General features: G+C 53.5%; 20 protein-coding genes, 4 tRNA genes, 3 rRNA genes and 1 riboswitch. Of the genes, 6 read left to right on the plus strand and 21 right to left on the minus strand.

Features of this window, described 5'->3' with window-relative positions; genetic code table 11:
* Positions 1–11: 11 nt before the first annotated feature.
* Positions 12–2,036, minus strand: a complete 2,025-nt coding sequence (gene rep / locus ACLHV8_RS21425; protein ID WP_410377030.1) for a DNA helicase Rep — start codon at positions 2,034–2,036, stop codon at positions 12–14.
* Positions 2,037–2,148: 112 nt separating this feature from the next.
* Between rep and ppiC (ACLHV8_RS21430) the strand changes: the two genes are divergently transcribed.
* Both ppiC (ACLHV8_RS21430) and ppiC (ACLHV8_RS21435) read left to right on the plus strand, forming a co-directional pair.
* Positions 2,149–2,430: a peptidylprolyl isomerase PpiC gene (gene ppiC, locus ACLHV8_RS21430; protein WP_049008154.1), complete on the plus strand. Its 282-nt coding sequence runs from the start codon at positions 2,149–2,151 to the stop codon at positions 2,428–2,430.
* Positions 2,431–2,480: 50 nt separating this feature from the next.
* Positions 2,481–2,762 (plus strand): peptidylprolyl isomerase PpiC, encoded by a 282-nt coding sequence (gene ppiC / locus ACLHV8_RS21435; protein WP_023309650.1) that lies wholly within the window; start codon positions 2,481–2,483, stop codon positions 2,760–2,762.
* Positions 2,763–2,847: 85 nt separating this feature from the next.
* Here ppiC (ACLHV8_RS21435) and ilvC read toward each other — a convergent pair whose 3' ends face one another.
* Positions 2,848–4,323 (minus strand): ketol-acid reductoisomerase, encoded by a 1,476-nt coding sequence (ilvC, locus tag ACLHV8_RS21440; RefSeq protein WP_021242831.1) that lies wholly within the window; start codon positions 4,321–4,323, stop codon positions 2,848–2,850.
* A gap of 152 nt (positions 4,324–4,475) precedes the next feature.
* On the opposite strand from ilvC, the gene ilvY reads away from it, so the two are divergent.
* Entirely contained in the window at positions 4,476–5,366 is an 891-nt protein-coding gene (ilvY, locus tag ACLHV8_RS21445; protein ID WP_028018214.1) for an HTH-type transcriptional activator IlvY, read from the plus strand.
* On the opposite strand, the gene ilvA is transcribed toward ilvY, so the two are convergent.
* From ilvA to ilvL, 7 genes are all read right to left on the minus strand, one after another.
* Positions 5,363–6,907 carry a threonine ammonia-lyase, biosynthetic gene (ilvA, locus tag ACLHV8_RS21450; protein ID WP_108091187.1) on the minus strand — a complete coding sequence of 515 codons (1,545 nt, stop codon included), beginning with the start codon at positions 6,905–6,907 and terminating at the stop codon, positions 5,363–5,365. The two genes, ilvY and ilvA, sit on opposite strands and share 4 nt — an antisense overlap.
* A 2-nt stretch (positions 6,908–6,909) precedes the next feature.
* On the minus strand, positions 6,910–8,760 hold the full coding sequence (gene ilvD, locus ACLHV8_RS21455) for a dihydroxy-acid dehydratase (protein WP_208594832.1): 1,851 nt from the start codon (positions 8,758–8,760) through the stop codon (positions 6,910–6,912).
* A gap of 61 nt (positions 8,761–8,821) precedes the next feature.
* Positions 8,822–9,751 (minus strand): branched-chain-amino-acid transaminase, encoded by a 930-nt coding sequence (ilvE, locus tag ACLHV8_RS21460; protein ID WP_208594833.1) that lies wholly within the window; start codon positions 9,749–9,751, stop codon positions 8,822–8,824.
* 18 nt (positions 9,752–9,769) lie between these two features.
* Positions 9,770–10,033 (minus strand): acetolactate synthase 2 small subunit, encoded by a 264-nt coding sequence (ilvM, locus tag ACLHV8_RS21465; protein WP_003860184.1) that lies wholly within the window; start codon positions 10,031–10,033, stop codon positions 9,770–9,772.
* Positions 10,030–11,676 carry an acetolactate synthase 2 catalytic subunit gene (gene ilvG / locus ACLHV8_RS21470; protein WP_208594834.1) on the minus strand — a complete coding sequence of 549 codons (1,647 nt, stop codon included), beginning with the start codon at positions 11,674–11,676 and terminating at the stop codon, positions 10,030–10,032. The genes ilvM and ilvG overlap by 4 nt, the downstream gene beginning before the upstream one ends.
* Before the next feature lie 2 nt (positions 11,677–11,678).
* On the minus strand, positions 11,679–11,729 hold the full coding sequence (gene ilvX / locus ACLHV8_RS21475) for a peptide IlvX (protein WP_108091188.1): 51 nt from the start codon (positions 11,727–11,729) through the stop codon (positions 11,679–11,681).
* 86 nt (positions 11,730–11,815) lie between these two features.
* A complete protein-coding gene (gene ilvL / locus ACLHV8_RS21480; protein WP_001311244.1) occupies positions 11,816–11,914 on the minus strand; it encodes an ilv operon leader peptide in 99 nt (32 codons plus the stop codon).
* Between the two features lie 340 nt (positions 11,915–12,254).
* Between ilvL and ACLHV8_RS21485 the strand changes: the two genes are divergently transcribed.
* A complete protein-coding gene (locus ACLHV8_RS21485) occupies positions 12,255–13,775 on the plus strand; it encodes a YifB family Mg chelatase-like AAA ATPase (RefSeq protein ID WP_208594835.1) in 1,521 nt (506 codons plus the stop codon).
* A gap of 25 nt (positions 13,776–13,800) precedes the next feature.
* Here ACLHV8_RS21485 and ACLHV8_RS21490 read toward each other — a convergent pair whose 3' ends face one another.
* Positions 13,801–14,139: a DUF413 domain-containing protein gene (locus tag ACLHV8_RS21490; RefSeq protein WP_008501577.1), complete on the minus strand. Its 339-nt coding sequence runs from the start codon at positions 14,137–14,139 to the stop codon at positions 13,801–13,803.
* 118 nt (positions 14,140–14,257) lie between these two features.
* On the opposite strand from ACLHV8_RS21490, the gene hdfR reads away from it, so the two are divergent.
* Positions 14,258–15,079, plus strand: a complete 822-nt coding sequence (hdfR, locus tag ACLHV8_RS21495) for an HTH-type transcriptional regulator HdfR (RefSeq protein ID WP_129325071.1) — start codon at positions 14,258–14,260, stop codon at positions 15,077–15,079.
* A 98-nt stretch (positions 15,080–15,177) separates the two neighbouring features.
* Here the strand turns inward: hdfR and ACLHV8_RS21500 are convergent.
* From ACLHV8_RS21500 to btuB, 9 genes are all read right to left on the minus strand, one after another.
* Positions 15,178–15,253, minus strand: a tRNA-Trp gene (locus ACLHV8_RS21500).
* A gap of 53 nt (positions 15,254–15,306) precedes the next feature.
* Positions 15,307–15,383, minus strand: a tRNA-Asp gene (locus ACLHV8_RS21505).
* A gap of 55 nt (positions 15,384–15,438) precedes the next feature.
* Positions 15,439–15,554, minus strand: a 5S ribosomal RNA gene (gene rrf, locus ACLHV8_RS21510).
* Between the two features lie 72 nt (positions 15,555–15,626).
* Positions 15,627–18,523 (minus strand): 23S ribosomal RNA (locus tag ACLHV8_RS21515).
* A 180-nt stretch (positions 18,524–18,703) separates the two neighbouring features.
* Positions 18,704–18,779, minus strand: a tRNA-Ala gene (locus ACLHV8_RS21520).
* Between the two features lie 42 nt (positions 18,780–18,821).
* Positions 18,822–18,898, minus strand: a tRNA-Ile gene (locus tag ACLHV8_RS21525).
* A gap of 69 nt (positions 18,899–18,967) precedes the next feature.
* A 16S ribosomal RNA gene (locus tag ACLHV8_RS21530) occupies positions 18,968–20,505 on the minus strand.
* The 16S, 23S and 5S rRNA genes sit together here with 4 tRNA genes alongside, the layout of an rRNA operon.
* A 386-nt stretch (positions 20,506–20,891) precedes the next feature.
* On the minus strand, positions 20,892–21,743 hold the full coding sequence (gene murI, locus ACLHV8_RS21535) for a glutamate racemase (protein ID WP_208594693.1): 852 nt from the start codon (positions 21,741–21,743) through the stop codon (positions 20,892–20,894).
* A complete protein-coding gene (gene btuB, locus ACLHV8_RS21540; RefSeq protein ID WP_208594694.1) occupies positions 21,688–23,541 on the minus strand; it encodes a TonB-dependent vitamin B12 receptor BtuB in 1,854 nt (617 codons plus the stop codon). Before btuB ends, murI begins: the two co-directional genes overlap by 56 nt.
* A 65-nt stretch (positions 23,542–23,606) precedes the next feature.
* A riboswitch (cobalamin riboswitch) is annotated at positions 23,607–23,783 on the minus strand.
* A 104-nt stretch (positions 23,784–23,887) separates the two neighbouring features.
* Between btuB and trmA the strand changes: the two genes are divergently transcribed.
* A complete protein-coding gene (gene trmA / locus ACLHV8_RS21545) occupies positions 23,888–24,988 on the plus strand; it encodes a tRNA (uridine(54)-C5)-methyltransferase TrmA (RefSeq protein WP_049004893.1) in 1,101 nt (366 codons plus the stop codon).
* Positions 24,989–25,043: 55 nt separating this feature from the next.
* On the opposite strand, the gene ACLHV8_RS21550 is transcribed toward trmA, so the two are convergent.
* Both ACLHV8_RS21550 and fabR read right to left on the minus strand, forming a co-directional pair.
* Entirely contained in the window at positions 25,044–25,403 is a 360-nt protein-coding gene (locus ACLHV8_RS21550; protein WP_008501783.1) for a YijD family membrane protein, read from the minus strand.
* Between the two features lie 9 nt (positions 25,404–25,412).
* On the minus strand, positions 25,413–26,051 hold the full coding sequence (gene fabR, locus ACLHV8_RS21555) for an HTH-type transcriptional repressor FabR (protein ID WP_028018088.1): 639 nt from the start codon (positions 26,049–26,051) through the stop codon (positions 25,413–25,415).
* Positions 26,052–26,175: the final 124 nt, after the last annotated feature.

A 26,175-nucleotide genomic window follows, 5' to 3' on the forward strand; every position in this document is an offset into this window, starting at 1 on the left:
CCTTCGAATAATTATCCTTTCTCTTTGGCTTTCGCGAGCATCGCGCGAATGTTCGCCACGTTAGCCTGCCCCTTGTGCATCCGCTCTTCTGCCGTAATCACTTTGCGCTCCTGCTCCCAGATCAGATCGTCCTGCGGTAGCTCCAGCAGAAAACGACTCGGTTCCGGACGCACCAGTTCGCCATACTGACGGCGCTCTTTGCACAGCGTGAATGTCAGCTCCTTCTGCGCACGGGTGATCCCGACATAGGCCAGACGGCGTTCCTCGTCGACGTTATCTTCATCAATGCTGCTCTGGTGCGGCAGCAAACCTTCTTCCATACCGACCAGATATACATACGGGAACTCCAGTCCTTTTGACGCGTGTAACGTCATCAGCTGAACCTGGTCAGCCTCTTCCTCGCTCTCGCCACGCTCCATCATGTCGCGAAGGGTAAAGCGGGTGACCACCTGAGTCAGGGTCATTGGCTCATCTATCTCCGAGCCTTCCAGCATTTCGGTCATCCAGCTGAAGAGCTGGTTAACGTTTTTCATCCGCATCTCAGCCGCCTTCGGGCTGGCGGAGGTTTCGTACAACCAGGATTCGTAATCAATACCGTGAATGAGATCGCGCACTGCCGCGACAGGTTCACGTTCCGCAAGGCGCTGCACTTCACCCAGCCAGTGGGTGAAACGGGTTAACGAATCGTAACCACGTCCGGTCAGCGTCTGACTCAGCCCCATATCAAAGCTGGCGGTAAACAGGCTTTTGTTGCGGGTCTTCGCCCATTCGCCAAGCTTTTGTAGTGTCGCTGGGCCGATCTCACGTTTCGGGGTGTTCACGATGCGCAGAAACGCGCTGTCATCATCCGGGTTGGTGAGCACGCGCAGATAGGCCAGCAGATCCTTGATTTCAGGACGCGAGAAGAACGACGTACCACCCGAAATTTTGTAGGGGATGCGGTTTTGCATCAGCATCTTTTCAAAGACGCGCGACTGGTGGTTACCGCGATACAGAATGGCGTAATCCTTGTACTCGGTTTTATTCACGAAGTGGTGGGCAATGAGCTCGCCGGTAACGCGTTCAGCCTCATGCTCTTCATTATTGGCACTGAGCACTTTCAGCTCGGTGCCGTAACCCAGTTCGGAGAACAGACGCTTCTCAAACACATGCGGGTTATTGGCGATCAGGATATTCGCCGACTTGAGGATACGCCCGGAAGAACGGTAGTTTTGCTCCAGCTTAATCACCTGCAACGCAGGAAAATCTTTGCTTAACAACACCAGATTTTGTGGACGCGCACCGCGCCAGGAGTAAATTGACTGGTCATCGTCACCCACCACGGTGAAACGCGCGCGCTGACCCACCAGCAGCTTCACCAGTTCGTACTGGCTGGTGTTGGTATCCTGATATTCATCCACCAGCAGGTAGCGGATCTTGTTCTGCCAGCGTTCACGTACCTCTTCATTACGCTGAAGCAGCAGCGTTGGCAGGAGGATCAGATCGTCGAAATCCAACACGTTGCACGCTTTCATATGCGCGTCGTACAGACCATAACAGTGCGCGAAGATCCGATCCCGTTCGCCCTTCGCACTCGCTGCCGCCTGTGCAGGCGTCATCAGATCGTTTTTCCAGTTTGAGATCGTCGAGATCAGCTGTTGCAGCAGAACTTTGTCGTCTTCGATCAGGCCTTCGGTGAGCTCTTTGAGCAACGCCACCTGGTCGGTGTCATCGAAAAGAGAGAAGTTGGACTTCATCCCCAGTGCGGCGTATTCGCGTTTAATGATATCCAGTCCCAGGGTATGGAAGGTGGAGATCATCAGCCCGCGCGCCTCTTTGCGCCCCAGCGTCTGGCCAACACGCTCTTTCATCTCGCGCGCTGCTTTATTGGTAAATGTCACCGCCGCAATGTGGCGTGCCTGATAGCCACACCCACGAATTAAGTGGGCGATTTTATTCGTGATCACGCGGGTTTTACCGGAACCCGCCCCTGCCAGCACCAGGCATGGTCCAGTAACGAATTCGACCGCTTGTTGTTGTCCAGGGTTTAAACGCATGGGAATATTGCTCAATCTTCGAACGGGGTGTGGATTGTAGCAGAAAGCCGGGCGCAGATTTACCGGCTAATGATAAAGTGGATAAATCGCGTTTAACCCGTAGAGCAGAACCATGAAAAAGAGCGCAGCAGCCCTGCATATTCTGGTAAAAGAAGAGAAACTGGCCCAGGAGATCCTTGCCAAGCTGGAGCGCGGCATCAGCTTTGATCATCTGGCAAAGCGCTACTCTAAATGTCCGTCCGGACGCAATGGCGGGGATCTCGGGGAATTTCAACAAGGTGCGATGGTCGGCCCGTTCGATCAGGCAGTCTTTAGCTGCCCGCTCCTGAAGCCCTACGGCCCGGTAAAAACCAAATTTGGCTACCATATCATTAAGGTGCTGTATCGCCGCTGACGCGTGGTATATTGCGCCCCGATTTATTTCAACCAATTCAAGGCACGATCATGGCAAAAACAGCAGCAGCAGTGCACATCCTCGTTAAAGAAGAGAAACTGGCTCTGGATCTTCTGGAGCAAATTAAGAACGGTGCCGACTTCGGTAAGCTGGCGAAGAAGCACTCCATCTGCCCATCAGGCAAACGCGGTGGTGACTTAGGTGAATTCCGTCAGGGTCAGATGGTTCCGGCGTTCGACAAAGTGGTCTTCTCTTGCCCGGTACTGGAGCCAACCGGCCCGCTGCACACGCAGTTCGGTTATCACATTATTAAGGTTCTGTATCGCAAATAAAAAGCCGGGTAGCGGCTGCGCCTTACCCGGCTTACGTCTTAGCGTTTTGTAAGTCGGGTAAGCGAAGCGCCACCCGACAAGGTTGTTAACCCGCTACCGCGATACGTTTCATATCAGTCATGTAGCCACGCAGTTTATGACCCACTTTCTCGATCTGATGGCTGCGAATCGCTTCGTTCACATCGCGCAACTGCGCGTTATCCACGGCACCTTCTGCAATCGCTTTACCCAGATCGCCTGTCTGCAACGTAGTCATGAACTCTTTCAGCAGCGGTACGCAAGCGTAAGAGAACAGGTAGTTACCATACTCAGCGGTATCAGAGATCACCACGTTCATTTCGTACAGACGCTTACGGGCGATGGTGTTCGCAATCAGCGGCAGCTCGTGCAGTGATTCGTAGTACGCAGACTCTTCGATGATGCCGGAATCCACCATGGTTTCGAACGCCAGCTCAACGCCTGCTTTCACCATGGCAATCATCAGTACGCCTTTATCGAAGTACTCCTGCTCGCCGATTTTACCTTCATACTGTGGCGCGGTTTCAAACGCGGTTTTACCGGTCTCTTCACGCCAGGTCAGCAGTTTCTTATCGTCATTCGCCCAGTCAGCCATCATGCCGGAAGAGAACTCACCGGAGATGATGTCGTCCATATGTTTCTGGAACAGCGGTGCCATGATGGTTTTCAGCTGTTCAGACAATGCGTAAGCACGCAGTTTCGCCGGGTTAGACAGACGGTCCATCATCAGCGTAATACCGCCCTGCTTCAGGGCTTCAGTGATGGTTTCCCAGCCGAATTGAATCAGTTTTTCAGCGTATGCAGGGTCAGTACCCTCTTCCACCAGCTTGTCGAAGCACAGCAGAGAGCCAGCCTGCAACATGCCGCACAGAATGGTCTGCTCACCCATCAGGTCAGATTTCACTTCTGCAACGAAGGAAGATTCCAGCACGCCCGCACGGTGACCACCGGTTGCGGCAGCCCATGCTTTGGCAATCGCCATACCTTCGCCTTTTGGATCGTTTTCCGGGTGAACCGCGATCAGGGTTGGCACGCCGAAGCCACGTTTGTACTCTTCACGGACTTCCGTACCTGGGCACTTCGGAGCCACCATCACAACGGTGATGTCTTTACGGATCTGCTCGCCCACTTCAACGATGTTGAAACCGTGGGAATAACCCAGCGCCGCGCCATCTTTCATCAGCGGCTGTACGGAACGCACAACGTCAGAGTGCTGTTTGTCTGGCGTCAGGTTAACCACCAAATCCGCCTGCGGGATCAGCTCTTCGTAGGTACCCACTTTAAAGCCGTTTTCGGTCGCTTTACGCCAGGAAGCACGCTTCTCGGCAATCGCTTCTTTACGCAGGGCGTAGGAGATATCCAGACCGGAGTCACGCATGTTCAGGCCCTGGTTCAGACCCTGTGCGCCACAGCCGACGATGACCACTTTTTTACCCTGAAGGTAGCTCGCGCCATCGGCAAATTCGTCGCGCGCCATGAAGCGGCATTTGCCCAGCTGCGCCAGCTGCTGGCGCAAGTTCAGTGTATTAAAGTAGTTAGCCATGGGTGATACCTCGTGATGTTGTGTGTCTTATTGTTCGGTTCGCTGTTCAGCGAGAATGTACCCACATTACAACAGGAAATTCATTGCGGAAATTGATATATTCACAACGTCACGTTGCAATATCTGCAATGTAAAAAAGGGGAGTGACATCAGTGGATTTACGCGATCTGAAAATGTTCCTGCATCTTGCGGAAAGCCGCCACTTTGGCCGCAGCGCCCGGGCGATGCACGTCAGCCCCTCTACGCTTTCGCGGCAAATCCAGCGCCTTGAGGAAGATCTCGGCCAGCCGCTGTTTGTGCGTGATAACCGTACCGTTACCCTCACGGAAGCGGGTGAAGAACTGCGCATTTTTGCCCAGCAGACGCTGTTGCAGTACCAGCAGCTGCGGCACTCGATTGACCAGCAGGGGCCGTCACTTTCCGGTGAGCTGCATATTTTCTGCTCCGTGACCGCCGCCTATAGCCATCTGCCGCCCATTCTCGACCGCTTCCGCGCGGCGCATCCGTCGGTTGAAATTAAGCTCACCACCGGCGACGCCGCCGATGCAATGGAAAAAGTGGTGACTGGCGAAGCGGATCTCGCCATTGCCGGGAAACCCGAAACCTTGCCGGGTGCGGTGGCATTTTCAATGCTGGAGAACCTGGCGGTAGTGCTGATTGCCCCGGCACTGCCCTGCCCGGTGCGTAATCAGGTATCGGTGGAGAAACCGGACTGGTCAACGGTGCCGTTTATCATGGCCGATCAGGGACCGGTACGCCGCCGTATTGAGCTCTGGTTCCGCCGCCAGAAGATCAGCAATCCGTCGATTTACGCAACAGTCGGTGGACATGAGGCGATGGTCTCAATGGTGGCGCTCGGCTGCGGCGTGGCGCTGCTGCCGGAAGTGGTGCTGGAAAACAGCCCGGAGCCGGTACGTAACCGCGTGATGATTCTGGAACGCAGCGACGAGAAAACACCGTTTGAGCTTGGCGTGTGTGCACAAAAAAAGCGGCTGCATGAGCCGCTTATTGATGCGTTCTGGCAGATCCTGCCAAACCATTAACCCGCGAGGAAGAACCTGAACGCCGGGTTATGCGTCTCATCGTGACAGTCATAGCCCAGTTCGTTCAGCCGCGTTTCGAAATCAGGCTCATGTTCGCCCAGTTCAAACGCTGCCAGCACGCGACCATAGTCCGTGCCGTGGCTGCGGTAGTGGAACAAAGAGATGTTCCAGTGCGTACCCAGCGTATGCAGGAACTTAAGCAGTGCGCCCGGAGATTCCGGAAACTCAAAGCTGAACAGACGTTCCTTGAGCGGTTTCGATGGACGTCCGCCCACCATGTAGCGCACGTGCAGCTTCGCCATCTCGTCGTCAGAGAGATCAACAACGCTATAGCCGCCCTCATGCAGCAGATTGAGGATCTCTTTGCGTTCTTCCAGACCGCGACTCAGGCGCACACCGACAAAAATGCACGCATCTTTGGCGTCAGCAAAACGGTAGTTAAATTCCGTCACTGAGCGGCCGCCGAGTAGCTGGCAGAATTTCAGGAAGCTGCCCTTCTCTTCCGGGATGGTCACCGCCAACAGTGCTTCTCGCTGTTCACCCAGCTCGCAGCGCTCTGAAACATAGCGCAGACCGTGGAAATTAACGTTAGCACCGGAGAGCACATGCGCCAGGCGTTCGCCGCGAATGTTGTGCTGAGCGATGTATTTTTTCATCCCCGCCAGCGCCAGCGCGCCGGACGGTTCCGCCACCGCGCGAACATCCTCGAACAGATCTTTCATCGCCGCGCAGATCGCGTCGCTATCAACCGTGACAATATCGTCAAGATACTCCTGGCACAGGCGGAAGGTTTCATCCCCAATGCGCTTCACCGCCACGCCCTCGGCAAACAGCCCGACGCGCGGCAGGTCTACCGGATGACCGGCATCCAGCGCCGCTTTCAGGCAGGCAGAATCTTCCGCTTCAACGGCGATGACTTTGATCTGCGGCATCAGCTGTTTGATCAGCACCGCCACGCCCGCAGCCAGGCCGCCGCCGCCGACCGGTACAAACACGCGGTCAAGATGGGCATCCTGTTGCAGCAGCTCCAGCGCCAGCGTGCCCTGCCCGGCAATCACCATCGGGTGATCGAACGGCGGCACCCAGGTGAACCCCTGCTGCTGCGCCAGCTCAATCGCTTTGGCTTTTGCTTCGTCGAAGTTAGCCCCGTGGAGCAGCACTTCACCGCCAAAACCTCGCACCGCATCGACTTTGATGTCTGCGGTAGCGACCGGCATCACGATCAGCGCTTTCAACCCTAAGCGAGCAGAGGAGAATGCGACGCCCTGAGCGTGGTTACCTGCAGAGGCGGTAATTACGCCGCGTGCTTTTTGCTCGTCGGTTAACCCGGCCATCATCGCGTAGGCCCCGCGCAGCTTAAAACTGTGTACTGGCTGACGGTCTTCGCGCTTCACCAGGATCACGTTATCAAGGCGCGAAGAGAGTTTTTCCATTTTCTGCAGCGGGGTGACCTGCACCGCTTCATAGACCGGCGCGCGTAGCACCGCTCTTAAATATTCCGCCCCCTCAGGGGCGGCAGATAAGGGTTGTGATTCGGCCATCATTAGCCCCCAAGTTTCGATTTATCGCGCACCGCGCCTTTATCTGCACTGGTGGCAAGGCTCGCGTAAGCACGCAGGGCGAAGGAGACTTCACGCTGACGATCTTTCGGCGTCCAGGCTTTGTCGCCGCGCGCTTCTTGCGCCTCACGACGAGCCGCAATTTCCTGGTCGCTGAGCTTCAGCTGGATACCGCGATTTGGAATATCGATTTCGATCAGGTCGCCATCTTCGATAATGGCGATGTTGCCGCCACTCGCTGCTTCAGGGGAAACGTGGCCGATGGACAAGCCGGACGTACCGCCAGAGAATCGACCATCAGTGATCAGTGCGCAAGCTTTACCGAGTCCCATGGATTTCAGGAAGGTGGTTGGGTAAAGCATCTCCTGCATACCCGGCCCGCCTTTCGGACCTTCGTAGCGGATCACCACCACATCACCTTCCACCACTTTGCCACCGAGAATCGCCTCTACCGCCTCGTCCTGGCTTTCATACACTTTTGCCGGGCCGGTGAATTTCAGGATGCTGTCGTCCACGCCTGCGGTTTTCACGATGCAGCCGTTTTCCGCAAAGTTACCGTACAGCACGGCCAGACCACCGTCTTTGCTGTAGGCGTGTTCCAGCGAGCGGATGCAGCCTTCGGCGCGATCGTCATCCAGGGTGTCCCAGCGGCAGTCCTGCGAGAACGCCTGGGTGGTGCGAATACCCGCTGGACCCGCGCGGAACATCTTTTTCACCGCGTCGTCTTTGGTCAGCATCACGTCGTACTGGTCCAGCGACTCCGGCAGCGACAGGCCAAGCACGTTTTTCACGTCACGGTTCAGCAGCCCGGCGCGGTCCAGCTCGCCCAAAATACCGATTACGCCACCGGCACGGTGCACGTCTTCCATGTGGTACTTCTGGGTACTCGGCGCGACTTTACACAGCTGAGGCACTTTGCGGGACAGCTTGTCGATGTCGCTCATGGTGAAGTCGATTTCGGCTTCCTGCGCGGCGGCCAGCAGGTGCAGCACAGTGTTGGTGGAACCGCCCATGGCGATATCCAGCGTCATAGCGTTTTCGAACGCCGCTTTGCTGGCGATATTTCGCGGCAGCGCGCTGGCGTCGTCCTGCTCGTAGTAGCGTTTCGTCAGCTCAACAATGCGTTTACCGGCGTTGAGGAACAACTGTTTACGATCGGCGTGGGTCGCCAGCAGCGAGCCGTTGCCCGGCTGCGACAGGCCGAGCGCTTCGGTCAGGCAGTTCATGGAGTTGGCGGTGAACATCCCGGAGCAGGAGCCGCAGGTCGGGCACGCGGAGCGTTCCACCTGCTCACTCTGCTCATCAGAGACTTTCGGGTCCGCGCCCTGAATCATCGCATCAACCAGGTCGAGCTTGATGATTTTGTCGGAAAGCTTGGTTTTTCCAGCTTCCATAGGGCCGCCGGAGACGAAGATCACCGGAATGTTCAGACGCAGGGAAGCCATCAGCATCCCTGGGGTGATTTTGTCACAGTTGGAGATACAGACCATCGCATCCGCGCAGTGGGCGTTAACCATGTATTCCACTGAGTCGGCGATCAGTTCGCGAGATGGCAGTGAATAGAGCATGCCCCCGTGACCCATCGCAATACCGTCATCCACCGCAATGGTGTTGAACTCTTTCGCCACACCGCCAGCGGCTTCGATTTGCTCGGCAACCAGTTTACCGAGATCGCGCAGGTGCACGTGACCAGGCACAAACTGGGTAAAGGAGTTCACCACGGCGATAATTGGCTTGCCGAAATCGGCGTCGGTCATTCCGGTGGCGCGCCACAGTGCGCGAGCACCCGCCATGTTACGGCCGTGGGTGGTGGTGGCTGAACGATACTTAGGCATGCTTTATTTACTCCCGTCTGACTATTTAAATGGGACGGTGCGTGCCGTCCCATATTTATACTTAGTGATTAACCTGATCCAACCAGCCGTATTTATCTTCTGTTTCACCGGTGAAGAGGCCAAAGAAGGCTTGCTGAATACGTTTGGTGACCGGGCCGCAGCGGCCTTCGCCCACCTGGATACCGTCTACGCTGCGTACCGGCGTAATTTCAGCCGCAGTACCGGACATAAAGACTTCATCCGCCAGGTAGAGAGATTCGCGGGACAGTACCTGCTCGCGCATTTCGATACCCAGATCTTTCGCCAGCTTGATGATGGCGTCACGGGTGATGCCCGGCAGCGCGGACGAGGTAAATGGTGGCGTGAACAGAATGCCATCTTTTACTTCAAACAAGTTTTCGCCCGCACCTTCTGAGATGTAGCCATTCACGTCAAGGGCAATACCTTCCTGATAGCCGTGACGGCGCGCTTCGCTACCGACCAGCAGTGAGGAGAGGTAGTTACCGCCCGCTTTAGCCGCGGTCGGGATGGTGTTCGGCGCAACGCGGTTCCAGGAAGAGACCATTGCGTCGATCCCCTGCTCCAGGGCCTCCGCTCCCAGGTAAGCACCCCATGGGAACGCGGCAATGATCACATCGGTGGTATAGCCTGCTGGTGGGTTAACGCCCATGCCCACATCACCCACAAACACCAGCGGACGAATATACGCGCTGGTCAGGTTGTTTTTACGGATCACGTCACGGCAGGCTTCCATCAGCTCATCAACGCTCTGGGAAACCGGGAAACGATAAATTTTGGCTGAGTCATGCAGACGCTGCATATGTTCACGATGACGGAACACCACTGGCCCTTTGTGAGAGTCATAGCAACGGATGCCTTCAAACACAGACGTACCGTAGTGCAGCGCGTGGGACATCACGTGAACCTTCGCGTCCTCCCAGCGAACCATCTCACCGTTGAACCAAATGTAATCAGCTTTTTTTGTCGTCATTTTTTCGTCCTGTCACGCTTAAGCGCGGATTTGTTGTGATGTGGTTGTGCTCTGGCAGATGGCTACATGGGCAACGTCTACCAGCTTTGATAACTGACTAAACAGTAAGTCGACCGGGCGCGGACTGGCAACGGTTAATTCGATACTGATATTTTGCGCATCAGTGGCCGTCTCCATATTCATAGAGCAAATCTGAAAACCACGATGACGGACCACACGCAAAACGCGTTCTAAGGTTTCTGGATTGAAGCGAGCCTGCACGGCGACCTGATGTTGCATCATGATAATTTCTCCAGCATTTGTGAGTTACTGGCACCTGGCGGTACCAACGGCCAGACATTCTCAAGCTCGTCGATTGAGACATGAAGCAGGTAAGGCCCTTCGCTTGACAGCATGGTGTCGAGTGCTGCTTCAACCTGGTCTTTACGGGTAATGTGCTGGCCAGGGATGCCAAAGGCGCTGGCCAGAGTGAGGAAATCGGGGTTATCGGTCAGGGTGGTTTCGCTGTAACGCTCCTGGAAGAACAACTGTTGCCACTGACGAACCATCCCTAAACGCTGGTTATCGAGTAACACGATTTTCAGCGGCAACTGCTTACGCTTCACGGTGCCCAGCTCCTGAACATTCATCATGAAGGAGCCATCACCGGAGATACAGATAACGGTATCGTTCGGTCGGGCAACCTGCGCGCCCACTGCTGCTGGCAAACCGAAGCCCATCGTCCCTAACCCGCTGGAAGTGATGAAATTTTCCGGGCGAGTGTAGGTCATGTGCTGGGCTGACCACATCTGATGCTGGCCCACGTCGGTGGTAACGACGCTGTCTGCGGGTTTACGATCGGACAACTGTTTCAACAGCAGCGGTGCGTAGATGGCCTCACCGGGGTGGTCGTAACGCCAGGCATGCTCAGCGCGCATATCGGCGGTGTGCTGACGCCATGCGTTAATGTCCAGCGGCTGCTGTAATGCCGGTAACAGCGCATTGAGATCGCCCTGCAAGGCGACATGCGCCTGACGCAGCTTGTTCATCTCCGCCGGGTCGATATCCATATGGATAACTTTGGCATTCGGCGCGAAGGTGTTCAGCTTGCCGGTGACGCGGTCATCGAAACGTGCCCCTACGGCGATGAGCAGATCGCACTCCTGCACCGCCAGGTTTGCGGCTTTGGTGCCGTGCATCCCCAGCATACCGAGGTAGTACGGATAGTCAGCATCTACCGCGCCCAGACCTTTCAGCGTGCAGGTCGCTGGCATCTGCGTTGTTGCGATAAATTCGCGCAGGGCTGGAACGGCCTGTGCCATGCCTACGCCACCGCCGACGTACAGCATCGGCTGTTTTGCCTGCGCCAGCATCTGGCGCGCCTCTGCAACGTCCTCATGTGGAAACACATCGTCGCTTTCAACGGTGGAGAAGTGCGGTTCCAGATCGCCGAGAGCCACCTGGATATCTTTGGGGATATCCACAAGAACCGGGCCAGGACGGCCAGAACTGGCAACAGCAAATGCTTCAGCCATCACACGCGGCAACTCTTCCAGAGACTGGACGAGGAAACTGTGTTTGGTGCAAGCCAGCGATAAACCAAGTACATCCACTTCCTGGAAGGCATCGGTACCGATAAACGGAGAAGCGACCTGACCAGTGATTGCCACGACAGGAACAGAGTCGAGCAGTGCATCAGCCAGACCGGTGATCAGGTTGGTTGCACCCGGTCCTGAGGTTGCCATGCAAACCCCAGTTTTGCCGGTAGCCCGCGCATAACCAATGGCTGCCATTGCTGCGCCCTGCTCGTGTCGGCACAACAGGTGTTCCACGCCGCCGTCATACAATGCATCGTAAATCGGCATAATTGCGCCACCCGGATAACCGAATACTGTCTCGACTCCCTGCGCGCGCAACGCATGTACTACCCACTGTGCCCCATTCATAGTTAGTTCCCCGTCATAAATCGGGAGAAACAGAATTTTGTGCTAGTGTTCATTCTCTGCTCCTCGCTTAAGTTTTTTAGTCATAAAAAAACCCCCGGACCTTTCGGTGCAGGGGTCTTAGTTCGTTAAGGCTTGATTTCTAAGCCTTTCCTCGTCCAAGTGCAGCCCCGCACGGTGGGATAATAATCACCACCACGCTAATCACGACCAGGCTAATCACTCGTAGAAGGGCTGTCATTTTCAGTTCTTTTTGCATCTTGTTCGAAGGAATACCTAAAGAGTTATCACAGTTTTTAAATCAAACACAAGATTTATTTATGACCATTTTGATTAGCACACAAATCATATTCCGAAAAATCATTGTTTTATATGAGAAAAACAGAGTGTGAATATTTTTCATAATTTCAAGCGTACTCAGGTCATCAAAACGAACCGCTCTTTTTCTGCGAGAAGGCTTCCGCCAAGACGTAATGGTTGCATTTTGTCGCCAAAAGCCTGGAACAAGCGTCGTAAAACACAGAACTGACACTAAAGGTGTGATCGAGATACTGGCATAGTCGGCCCTCAAGGAGGTGCTTATGTCACTGTCAGTTGTTTATACGCGTGCGGCTATTGGAGTCAAAGCACCGCTGATTTCCGTAGAGGTCCATCTGAGCAATGGGCTTCCCGGATTAACGCTCGTCGGCTTGCCGGAAACAACGGTGAAAGAAGCCAGAGATCGGGTACGCAGCGCAATCATCAATAGCGGTTATACCTTCCCCGCAAAGAAGATCACTATCAACCTGGCGCCTGCGGACCTACCCAAAGAGGGAGGTCGATATGATTTACCTATCGCTATAGCGCTTCTCGCGGCCTCTGAACAGCTTAATGCGTCCAGGTTAGGGTCGTATGAGTTCATCGGTGAACTGGCGCTTACAGGTGCATTGAGGGGCGTTCCTGGTGCAATCTCAGGTGCACTGGAAGCCATTCGTGCTGGTCGACAAATCATTGTTGCCAATGAAAATGGTTCCGAGGTGAGCCTGATAGCCGAAAAAGGATGCCTGATAGCAGGGCACTTGCAGGAGGTCTGTGCATATCTTGAGGGGCGACATGAGTTAGCAGAGCCTGAAGAAACAGGGGATCTCCTACCTGAAAGCCTGGACGATCTCAGTGATATTATCGGTCAGGAGCAGGGGAAACGGGCACTGGAGATTACCGCTGCCGGAGGGCATAACCTGCTGTTGATTGGTCCGCCGGGTACAGGGAAAACGATGCTGGCGAGCAGATTGAATGGTCTGCTTCCCCCACTCAATAACCATGAGGCACTTGAAAGCGCTGCGATATTTAGCCTGGTGAGTTCTGTGTCGTTACAAAAACAGTGGCGACGTCGCCCCTTCCGCTCTCCGCATCACAGTGCCTCACTAACAGCCATGGTAGGGGGAGGTTCTATACCGGGGCCGGGAGAGATCTCACTGGCCCACAATGGCATTCTGTTTCTTGATGAGCTGCCTGAGTTTGAAAGGCGAGTGCTGGATGCTCTGAGGGAGCCTATCGAATCGGGTGAAATTCATATCTCCCGTACACGTGCCAAAATAAGCTACCCCGCGCAGTTCCAGCTGGTTGCAGCAATGAACCCCAGCCCGTCAGGACATTATCAGGGTAATCATAATCGCTGTACGCCTGAGCAGACGCTGCGATATCTGGGGAAACTCTCTGGCCCTTTTCTGGATCGTTTCGATTTATCCCTTGAGATCCCTTTGCCTCCCCCTGGCCTGCTCAGCCAGAGTAGCGTCAGAGGGGAGAGCACGGTAGAGGTTCGCGAGCGGGTTATCGCCGCTCAGGCCCAACAGTATATACGTCAAAATAAACTGAATGCCCGTCTGGATAATGCTGAGATTCGGCAGTTTTGCCAGCTAAAGGCTGAGGATGCAAACTGGCTGGAAGAAACATTGACGCGATTTGGGCTCTCAATTCGTGCGTGGCAGCGTCTCTTAAAAGTCGCCCGAACTATCGCCGATGTGGAAAGGTGTAATGAAATTGAGAGACAACATCTGCAGGAAGCGTTGAGCTATCGTGCAATCGATCGTCTGCTTTTGCACCTGCAAAAGTTACTGGCGTAAAAAAGGGGCCGTAGCCCCTTTTTTATTAGTCGTCAGACTCGGTGTAGTCTTCTGCACCTTCCATCTGCGGCTTACCGCCAGACAGCGTATGGAAGCGCTTTGGACGCTTAATGCGCGCCATGTACTTGATCCATACACGTTCCGCTTCAGACTGCGGCTCACGCTCGCCACGGCAAACAGAAACAAACTGTTTTTCGTCTTCAGTTGCAGGTTCACGCTTACCCAGATCCAGCTCGTTAAAGGCATAACCATGGCGCTCAAGCAGTTGAGCTTCTTTGATGGTGAAATCGCCGTGACGAGAGAACCCGCGCGGATAATGTTTATTGTCGAAAAAACGATTAGTCGTCGTAAAGCTTTCCGCCATCCTACACGCTCCTAATTCTTTGGCCGAGCTATTTATGGCGCGGAGTATTAGTTACGCTTGACAGAGTGTAAAACAAAACATTTAAATCATAACGACAAATAATTTTGCGGAGAAAGATGTGGATACGGAATTGCTAAAAACTTTCCTTGAAGTGAGCAGAACGCGCCACTTTGGGCGAGCAGCTGAAGCCCTTTACCTTACGCAGTCAGCAGTCAGTTTTCGTATTCGACAGCTGGAAAACCAACTGGGCGTGAATCTTTTTACCCGCCATCGCAACAACATACGTTTAACCCCTGCCGGAGAGAAACTGCTCCCGTACGCAGAAACGCTGATGAATACCTGGCAGGCTGCCCGCAAAGAGGTTGCACATACTTCCAGGCATAATGAGTTTTCAATAGGGGCCAGTGCGTCACTGTGGGAATGCATGCTAAGTCAATGGCTTACCCGGCTATATCATTCTCATGGGCATTTGCAATTTGAAGCCAGGATTGCACAACGGCAGTCGCTGGTTAAGCAACTTCATGAACGCCAGCTTGATCTTCTGATCACAACCGAAGCCCCCAAGATGGACGAATTTAGCAGCCAGATTGTGGGTCAGTTTGGCCTGGCGCTTTATGCTTCTGAACCTTCAATGATGAAGGCAGACTTGACCTATTTGCGACTGGAGTGGGGGCCTGATTTTCAGCAGCACGAGACGGGGTTGATTGCAGTTGATGATGTTCCGCAGTTAACAACCAGCTCTGCAGAGATCGCCTGCCAGCAACTTTCCTTGCTGAAGGGTTGCACCTGGTTACCTGTCCGCTGGGCTGATGCTAAAGCCGGGCTTCACACTGTATTGGATTCCACAACGCTTACCAGGCCGCTGTATGCGATTTGGCTGCAAAACAGTGATAAACAATCACAGATAAAAGATCTATTAAAAATCAATGTAATAGATTGATACATCAGCCAGCAGGAATGCTGGCTGAAAATTAAGAAGAGAGTTTTCTGCAGTGTTTCAGGCAAAAAAAATCCTTTGCCGGAGCAAAGGATTATATATGGCAGGGGCGGAGAGACTCGAACTCGCGACACCCGGTTTTGGAGACCGGTGCTCTACCAACTGAGCTACGCCCCTAAAGTTTTTTGCCATTAAGCCTGCCAATAAGGCAGGCTTAATGTCTTAATAAGTGGCGGAACGGACGGGACTCGAACCCGCGACCCCCTGCGTGACAGGCAGGTATTCTAACCGACTGAACTACCGCTCCACCGAAGACTGCTGTAACCACCGGATTTATGCACCGGCTTACTACTTAATTTGATGCCTGGCAGTTCCCTACTCTCACATGGGGAGACCCCACACTACCATCGGCGCTACGGCGTTTCACTTCTGAGTTCGGCATGGGGTCAGGTGGGACCACCGCGCTAAAGCCGCCAGGCAAATTCTGTTAATCTGTATCAGAGCTGAAATTTGATTGTCTGTCTCTTCGCCGAAACAGCTTCGGCGTTGTAAGGTTAAGCCTCACGGTTCATTAGTATCGGTTAGCTCAACGCATCGCTGCGCTTACACACCCGACCTATCAACGTCGTAGTCTTCAACGTTCCTTCAGGACTCTCAAGGAGTCAGGGAGAACTCATCTCGGGGCAAGTTTCGTGCTTAGATGCTTTCAGCACTTATCTCTTCCGCATTTAGCTACCGGGCAGTGCCATTGGCATGACAACCCGAACACCAGTGATGCGTCCACTCCGGTCCTCTCGTACTAGGAGCAGCCCCCTCAATTCTCCAGCGCCCACGGCATAGGGACCGAACTGTCTCACGACGTTCTAAACCCAGCTCGCGTACCACTTTAAATGGCGAACAGCCATACCCTTGGGACCTACTTCAGCCCCAGGATGTGATGAGCCGACATCGAGGTGCCAAACACCGCCGTCGATATGAACTCTTGGGCGGTATCAGCCTGTTATCCCCGGAGTACCTTTTATCCGTTGAGCGATGGCCCTTCCATTCAGAACCACCGGATCACTATGACCTGCTTTCGCACCTGCTCGAGCCGTCACTCTCGCAGTCAAGCTAGCTTATGCCATTGCACTAACCTCCTGATGTCCGACCAGGATTAGCTAACCTTCGTGCTCCTCCGTTACTCTTTGGGAGGAGACCGCCCCAGTCAAACTACCCACCAGACACTGTCCGCAACCCGGATCACGGGTCTACGTTAGAACACCAGCCATTAAAGGGTGGTATTTCAAGGTTGGCTCCACGCAGACTGGCGTCCACGCTTCAAAGCCTCCCACCTATCCTACACATCAAGGACCAGTGTTCAGTGTCAAGCTATAGTAAAGGTTCACGGGGTCTTTCCGTCTTGCCGCGGGTACACTGCATCTTCACAGCGAGTTCAATTTCACTGAGTCTCGGGTGGAGACAGCCTGGCCATCATTACGCCATTCGTGCAGGTCGGAACTTACCCGACAAGGAATTTCGCTACCTTAGGACCGTTATAGTTACGGCCGCCGTTTACCGGGGCTTCGATCAAGAGCTTCGCGTTACCGCTAACCCCATCAATTAACCTTCCGGCACCGGGCAGGCGTCACACCGTATACGTCCACTTTCGTGTTTGCACAGTGCTGTGTTTTTAATAAACAGTTGCAGCCAGCTGGTATCTTCGACTGATTTCAGCTCCACCCGCAGGGGCTTCACCTACATATCAGCGTGCCTTCTCCCGAAGTTACGGCACCATTTTGCCTAGTTCCTTCACCCGAGTTCTCTCAAGCGCCTTGGTATTCTCTACCTGACCACCTGTGTCGGTTTGGGGTACGATTTGATGTTACCTGATGCTTAGAGGCTTTTCCTGGAAGCAGGGCATTTGTTACTTCAGCACCGTAGTGCCTCGTCATCACACCTCAGCGTTAATAAACGACCGGATTTACCTAATCGTTCCGCCTACATGCTTAAACCGGGACAACCGTCGCCCGGCTAACATATCTCCGTCCCCCTTCGCAGTAACACCAAGTACAGGAATATTAACCTGTTTCCCATCGACTACGCCTTTCGGCCTCGCCTTAGGGGTCGACTCACCCTGCCCCGATTAACGTTGGACAGGAACCCTTGGTCTTCCGGCGTGCGGGCTTTTCACCCGCATTATCGTTACTTATGTCAGCATTCGCACTTCTGATACCTCCAGCATCCCTCACAGGACACCTTCAACGGCTTACAGAACGCTCCCCTACCCAACAACGCATAAGCGTCGCTGCCGCAGCTTCGGTGCATGGTTTAGCCCCGTTACATCTTCCGCGCAGGCCGACTCGACCAGTGAGCTATTACGCTTTCTTTAAATGATGGCTGCTTCTAAGCCAACATCCTGGCTGTCTGTGCCTTCCCACATCGTTTCCCACTTAACCATGACTTTGGGACCTTAGCTGGCGGTCTGGGTTGTTTCCCTCTTCACGACGGACGTTAGCACCCGCCGTGTGTCTCCCGTGATAACATTCTTCGGTATTCGTAGTTTGCATCGGGTTGGTAAGCCGGGATGGCCCCCTAGCCGAAACAGTGCTCTACCCCGAAGATGAGTTCACGAGGCGCTACCTAAATAGCTTTCGGGGAGAACCAGCTATCTCCCGGTTTGATTGGCCTTTCACCCCCAGCCACAAGTCATCCGCTAATTTTTCAACATTAGTCGGTTCGGTCCTCCAGTTAGTGTTACCCAACCTTCAACCTGCCCATGGCTAGATCACCGGGTTTCGGGTCTATACCCTGCAACTTAACGCCCAGTTAAGACTCGGTTTCCCTTCGGCTCCCCTATACGGTTAACCTTGCTACAGAATATAAGTCGCTGACCCATTATACAAAAGGTACGCAGTCACACCACGAAGGTGCTCCCACTGCTTGTACGTACACGGTTTCAGGTTCTTTTTCACTCCCCTCGCCGGGGTTCTTTTCGCCTTTCCCTCACGGTACTGGTTCACTATCGGTCAGTCAGGAGTATTTAGCCTTGGAGGATGGTCCCCCCATATTCAGACAGGATACCACGTGTCCCGCCCTACTCTTCGAGTTCACAACCTGTGTGCTTTCGTGTACGGGACTATCACCCTGTACCGTCGGACTTTCCAGACCGTTCCACTAACACACAAGCTGATTCAGACTCTGGGCTGCTCCCCGTTCGCTCGCCGCTACTGGGGGAATCTCGGTTGATTTCTTTTCCTCGGGGTACTTAGATGTTTCAGTTCCCCCGGTTCGCCTCGTTAACCTATGTATTCAGTTAACGATAGTGTGACGAATCACACTGGGTTTCCCCATTCGGACATCGCCGGGTCAAAGGTTCATATCACCTCGCCGGCGCTTTTCGCAGATTAGCACGTCCTTCATCGCCTCTGACTGCCAGGGCATCCACCGTGTACGCTTAGTCGCTTAACCTCACAACCCGAAGATGTTTCTTTCGATTCACCATCGACTTGCGAAAATTTGAGAGACTCGAACACACATTAGCTGTGTGTCGTTTCAATTTTCAGCTTGATCCAGATTTTTAAAGAGCAAAACTTCGCAGTGCACCTTTTCAGGTACACTCTGAAGTTTTCTTGGGTTCGCAGTAAAGGATGGTGGAGCTATGCGGGATCGAACCGCAGACCTCCTGCGTGCAAAGCAGGCGCTCTCCCAGCTGAGCTATAGCCCCATCGTTTGCAATCTCTGTACCGCTCATCCTTTAAAAGGAGTTTGGTAGGCCTGAGTGGACTTGAACCACCGACCTCACCCTTATCAGGGGTGCGCTCTAACCACCTGAGCTACAAGCCTGCAGAGATTTTTACTGCTGTTTTTCATCAGACAATCTGTGTGAGCACTACAAAGGCAGGTTCTTTAAGGTAAGGAGGTGATCCAACCGCAGGTTCCCCTACGGTTACCTTGTTACGACTTCACCCCAGTCATGAATCACAAAGTGGTAAGCGCCCTCCCGAAGGTTAAGCTACCTACTTCTTTTGCAACCCACTCCCATGGTGTGACGGGCGGTGTGTACAAGGCCCGGGAACGTATTCACCGTAGCATTTTGATCTACGATTACTAGCGATTCCGACTTCATGGAGTCGAGTTGCAGACTCAATCCGGACTACGACGCACTTTATGAGGTCCGCTTGCTCTCGCGAGGTCGCTTCTCTTTGTATGCGCCATTGTAGCACGTGTGTAGCCCTACTCGTAAGGGCCATGATGACTTGACGTCATCCCCACCTTCCTCCAGTTTATCACTGGCAGTCTCCTTTGAGTTCCCGGCCGGACCGCTGGCAACAAAGGATAAGGGTTGCGCTCGTTGCGGGACTTAACCCAACATTTCACAACACGAGCTGACGACAGCCATGCAGCACCTGTCTCAGAGTTCCCGAAGGCACCAATCCATCTCTGGAAAGTTCTCTGGATGTCAAGAGTAGGTAAGGTTCTTCGCGTTGCATCGAATTAAACCACATGCTCCACCGCTTGTGCGGGCCCCCGTCAATTCATTTGAGTTTTAACCTTGCGGCCGTACTCCCCAGGCGGTCGACTTAACGCGTTAGCTCCGGAAGCCACGCCTCAAGGGCACAACCTCAAGTCGACATCGTTTACGGCGTGGACTACCAGGGTATCTAATCCTGTTTGCTCCCCACGCTTTCGCACCTGAGCGTCAGTCTTTGTCCAGGGGGCCGCCTTCGCCACCGGTATTCCTCCAGATCTCTACGCATTTCACCGCTACACCTGGAATTCTACCCCCCTCTACAAGACTCTAGCCTGCCAGTTTCGAATGCAGTTCCCAGGTTGAGCCCGGGGATTTCACATCCGACTTGACAGACCGCCTGCGTGCGCTTTACGCCCAGTAATTCCGATTAACGCTTGCACCCTCCGTATTACCGCGGCTGCTGGCACGGAGTTAGCCGGTGCTTCTTCTGCGGGTAACGTCAATTGCTGAGGTTATTAACCTCAACACCTTCCTCCCCGCTGAAAGTACTTTACAACCCGAAGGCCTTCTTCATACACGCGGCATGGCTGCATCAGGCTTGCGCCCATTGTGCAATATTCCCCACTGCTGCCTCCCGTAGGAGTCTGGACCGTGTCTCAGTTCCAGTGTGGCTGGTCATCCTCTCAGACCAGCTAGGGATCGTCGCCTAGGTGAGCCGTTACCCCACCTACTAGCTAATCCCATCTGGGCACATCTGATGGCAAGAGGCCCGAAGGTCCCCCTCTTTGGTCTTGCGACATTATGCGGTATTAGCTACCGTTTCCAGTAGTTATCCCCCTCCATCAGGCAGTTTCCCAGACATTACTCACCCGTCCGCCGCTCGTCACCCGAGAGCAAGCTCTCTGTGCTACCGCTCGACTTGCATGTGTTAGGCCTGCCGCCAGCGTTCAATCTGAGCCATGATCAAACTCTTCAATTTAAAAGTTTGATGCTCAATGAATTAAACTTCGTAATGAATTACGTGTTCACTCGTTGAGACTTGGTATTCATTTAGTGTCCGAAGACATTAAGAATCCATGTCACTTTGAGTGCCCACACAGATTGTCTGATAAATTGTTAAAGAGCAGTTGCAACGCGGCTTTCAGCTCACCGTTGCGAGGTCCCGTATATTACGTTTTCCTCATTCAGAGTCAAGCGATTATTTTCACTTTTCTCTGTTGGTGTTCATCTCTGAACCCCGCTAACCCGGCGGCTTGTAAGCCGTTGTTCCGTGTCAGTGGAGGCGCATTATAGGGAGTTCTCAGACGTTGACAACCCCTCTTTTGAAAAAAACTTTCAACCGCCTCTTTTTTGCTCAAAACCGTGCTACAACGCCAGTTTTTCGAGCGTTTCAAAGCCGTAACGATGTAAAACGGGCAAAAGTTGTTCAGTTTCTTTTGTGATCGCCATACAAAAAGCGACATTTGCATCGGTAGATTTTGCATCTGGCGCTTCATGTTCCAGCAACCAGGCAGTACGACGCGCAATTGCCGCACCGGAATCCACCAGACGAGTCCCCTCTGGCAGAACAGCCAGAAGCTCTTCCTGTAAAAGAGGGAAATGGGTACATCCCAGAACAACGGTGTCTGGCGGCTCCGGCATCCGCAACCACGGGCGCAAAATGCGGCGCAGCTCTTCCAGCGAAACAGCGTGTCCATGCAACTTCGCTTCAGCCATTTCGACAAGCTCCGCCGATCCGAGCATTGCTATCTGGCATTCATTAGCAAAGCGGTCGATCAGTTCACGCGTATAAGGACGCTTCACGGTGCCACGTGTTGCCAGCAAACCAACGATACCGTTCGCCGTCAGACGCGCGGCTGGCTTTATTGCAGGAACGACGCCCACAACCGGGAACTGGAATTTTTCACGCAAGGCAGGAAGGGAAACCGTACTCGCCGTATTGCAGGCGATAACCGCCAGCGCAAGGGGGTAACGCTTTTGTACCGCGGTAACAATTTCAACCACACGCTCAACAATAAACTCTTCGCTTTTTTCACCGTACGGAAAAGCGACGTTATCAAAAGCGTAGATGTAATGGAGATTCGGCAGGAGATGCCGAATCTCATCATAGACCGAAAGCCCACCAACGCCGGAATCAAACACCAGTACAGTGGGACGCGGATCAGAAGGTGTAGCTGCCAGACAAGGTGTATTCCCGTCCTGCAGTTTGATAGCCATAAACTGTCTCGTAATCTTTATCGAACAGATTGGCTATTTTACCACGAACTGTGAGGTGAGAGGTGACAGGATATGAAACTGCGATATCCCACAAACTTACGCCACCCATTTTCACACGTTCTGACGCATAGGTATTCGGATCGATCGCAACGTCGTAGCGAGTTCCCAGATAACGGTACGCCAGATTCCAGTCGAGATCCCAGACCTGCCAGTCAAGCTGATACTTAACCTGCTGCTTAGAGCGGCGTGCCAGGACTTCGTTGGTTTTCGCATTACGTGGGTCAACATAATCGTAAGAAATCTGATGGCCTACCGGGCCAGTGTCAAACTGCGCCGTGGCTTCCACGCCTTTGATACGCGCTTCATCAACGTTGTAGTAACGGTATGTATGCGGATCGCTGCTGATCAGATTATCAATATCATTACGATAACCTGTAATACGCCAGTTAACCGGTCCCGTCAGGCCTTCAAAACCTCCTTCCCACTGCTTACTCTCTTCCGGTTTAAGGTCTGGATTACCATAGTTCGCACTGTGGATCTGACTCATCGTAGGCGCTTTAAATGCGGTACCGTAGGAGGCTATCACGCGATAACCATCCACAAACTCCCACGCTGCGCTGGTTTGCCATGTTCCATGGTTACCAAAGTTGGAGTTGTCGTCATTACGCGCCGCCACTTCCAGCGTCACGCTGTTGAACTGCTGCATCGCTGAAACGAAAACGCCGGTATTACGCTGCTCGTAACCTTTATCCAGGTAGCCCGTTCCGGCCTGCGTCTTCTGCTTTTGCCAGTCCAGTCCTGCACCAATGTTGCCGTGACCGACTTCAACAGTATTAAGCCACTGGGTGGTGTACTGCTTCACATCATCCATCGTTGCGGAATCAGCATAGCGCCCTTTCTTCGGGTCATAGTTCTGATCTTTACTGCGACCGTAACCCGCCACCAGTTGTGACTGGAAAATCCCCTGGTTGTAACGTAGTCCCGTATCCCAGTTCTGGCTGTAGAGCTGGCGAGTATCCGGTCGCCCATCCACCATAAAGTTGGCGTCATAGTGATCGTAACCGTCATACGCCGTGCGGTTGTCATAACCAAAACCACGGAAGAAGCCGCTCACGCTGTCGGTAATCTGCTGTTCCACAGAGCCGTACAGTGACTTGCTCATAAAGCCATCGCGGTCAGGCTGACGCGGTGCGTCCTGGGCTGCAATATCAAAACCACGGGTATAGGTATAGTTACCCGCCATGGTGATCCTGGTTTTATCAAGAACCTGCTGGAAAGAGCCATCATAGGTTTGGTAACCCTTAGACCCCACACCTGCAGAAATTTCCGCACCCGGTTTATCGCGTCCGGTAATGATGTTGATCACACCGCCAATCGCGTCGGAACCATACAGAGCCGAACGTGGGCCACGAATGTATTCAATACGCTGAATCAGGGAAGTCGGGATCTGGCTCAGGTCAGGTACGTTGCTGATCCCGGCGTTATTCAAAGGAATACCGTCAATCAGCACCAGCACATGGCGAGATTCAGTTCCGCGAATAAATGTCGAAGAGTTCGAGCCCATTCCACCGCTTTGCGCGATATCCACGCCAGGCAGACGTGACATGATTTCCACCACACTCTTTGCCTGCCAGCGTTCAATATCTTCACGCGTCACAACAGATGTCGGAGCCAGAACGGTTTTTGCCGGTTGTTCAAAACGGTTTGCAGTCACCACCAACGAGTCTGCGCTATCCTGCGCCCAGCCCGAAAATGCCGTGACGGACAACGCCGTCAGCAGCGATACTTTTTTAATCATTGTTAAAGCATCCACAATATAAGAAGGATGCCGCAGGATTCATCTATAGCACGCGATGATGAAACCAAATGCGACGTGATCCCGGCAGGTCTTCGGGCTAGGTGGCTTTAGAAGGATGAAGACTTCCCATTTTCACAGTGTCTACAACGCTCATCCCGCCAGTCTTTACCGCTGCGCGTCAGCTCCAGATTTACACTGGATTCCCTTTTCACTCTCAGGAGACCGGAAACAGAATGCTACAATTAGACACGTAAAGATGTCCAGATAGCTATTAGCCATTAAATCTGGACATCCCCTGAACAATGCCTACAATCCCCGCGTAATTCTTTATCACTCAGGACGCATCATGACCCCAGAACACCTCCCGACAGAACAGTACGACGCGCAGCTGGCAGAGAAAGTTGTCCGCCTGCAAAGTATGATGACGCCTTTCAACGCGCCCGTTCCCGAGGTGTTCCGCTCTCCTGTCAGCCACTACCGCATGCGCGCCGAGTTCCGCATCTGGCACGACGGTGACGACCTGTACCACATCATTTTTGATCAGCAGACAAAATCCCGTATCCGCGTAGACAGTTTTCCGGCGGCGAGCGAGCTGATTAACCAGCTAATGACCCTCATTATGGACGGTGTGCGCACCAACCCAGTGCTGCGCAATAAGCTGTTCCAGATTGACTACCTGACTACCCAAAGTAACCAGGCGATTGTCTCTCTGCTGTATCACAAAGCGCTGAATGACGAGTGGCGCGAGCAGGCAGAAGCCCTGCGCGATGCGCTGCGCGCGCAGAACATCAATGTTCATCTGATTGGCCGTGCTACCAAAACCAAAATCATGCTGGATCAGGATTACATCGACGAGCGTCTGCCGGTGGCGGGTAAAGAGATGGTGTATCGTCAGGTAGAGAACAGCTTCACCCAGCCGAACGCCGCGATGAACGTGCAGATGCTTGAGTGGGCGCTGAAGGCGACGGAAGGATCGACGGGCGATCTGCTTGAGCTGTACTGCGGTAACGGCAACTTCTCGCTGGCGCTGGCGCGTAACTTCGAGCGCGTGCTGGCCACAGAAATCGCAAAACCATCGGTTGCTGCGGCACAGTACAACATCGCGGCTAATCATATCGACAACGTGCAGATCATTCGTATGGCCGCAGAAGAGTTCACGCAGGCCATGAACGGCGTACGCGAGTTTAATCGCCTGCAGGGCATTGATCTGAAGAGCTACCAGTGTGAGACGATTTTTGTCGATCCGCCGCGCAGTGGCCTGGACAGCGAAACCGAGAAGATGGTGCAGGCGTACCCGCGTATTTTGTACATCTCCTGTAATCCGGAGACGCTATGCAAGAACCTCGAAACATTAAGCCAGACGCACAAGGTTGAACGTCTGGCGCTGTTCGATCAGTTCCCGTATACGCACCATATGGAGTGTGGTGTACTGCTCACGGCGAAGTAATTATCTGGCATTTTTGGCAGGTGGAGCTTCGCTCACCTGCCTTACAAATAATTCATTACTCTGGTAACTGGCTCTTACGGCTACGCATGCGCGAGCCAATCCAGAACACCAGCGCCACAGACAGTACCGCAGGGAAGAAGTTAGAGCCGATATCCGGATACTCGGCACGCACCACTGTGCTATACAGCAACACACCCAGAATAAAGCAGGCGGCAGCCAACCCCGGTAACCCGACCGGCATAGTGCGGTTCAGGTAACGTTGATGCAGACAGTAAACCGTCAGCACCAGTGCAATTAGCGGGAAAATCGAAAAAGGTACGATTGAGCTAAAAATAGCGGCAAACGTACCATTAATGGATAAGCCAGCGATCAATGCCAGCAACAGCGTCCCTTTATCCTGACCTGACTGTTTCATTACTCACCTTCACTCTTCGGTTTGATGTGCCAGTTTCTCTTGTTCACGGCGATACCAGTAGTACGCACCTTTAGAAATCATGCGAAGCTGTAATACCAGTCGCTCTTCGAGCTGCTTGCGTTGTTCAATGCTGATATCCAGCGCTTCGGCACCCGCGCTGAAAACAATCGTCACCATCGCCTCAGCCTGTGCTTCAGTAAACGCACGCGGCATATGGTTTTCGAGTTCAAGATAGTCGGCAAGTTCCGCGATGAAATGCTGAATTTCACGCGCGACGGCAGCACGAAACGCCGCAGAGGTTCCGGAACGCTCGCGCAGAAGCAGACGAAACGCGTTGGGGTTATTGCCGATAAATTCCATAAAGGTCGACACGGAGGTGCGGATCACGCTGCCGCCTTTTGCGATACGCTGACGCGCCTGGCGCATGAGCTGACGCAGCATCAGACCACTTTCGTCGACCATGGTCAGACCCAGTTCATCCACATCACGGAAGTGACGATAGAAGGACGTTGGCGCAATCCCGGCCTCGCGCGCAACTTCACGCAGGCTCAAACTGGCAAAACTACGCTCGGCACTCAGTTGACTGAATGCGGCTTCCACCAGCGAACGCCGGGTTTTCTCTTTTTGTTGTGCTCTTACGCCCATCACGATAGTTGAATCCTTCCAAAGGCCTGATGGCACTATACCAGAGAATAAAATTAATCTGTTTGCCTGGCTTTGTGAATGATTGTTTACGCGCGGTTTGTGCTTCACTGCCCGAAAAAAGCACAAC

Source organism: Enterobacter sp. CPE_E863 (assembly GCF_046521465.1).
Classification (GTDB): Bacteria; Pseudomonadota; Gammaproteobacteria; order Enterobacterales; family Enterobacteriaceae; genus Enterobacter; species Enterobacter adelaidei.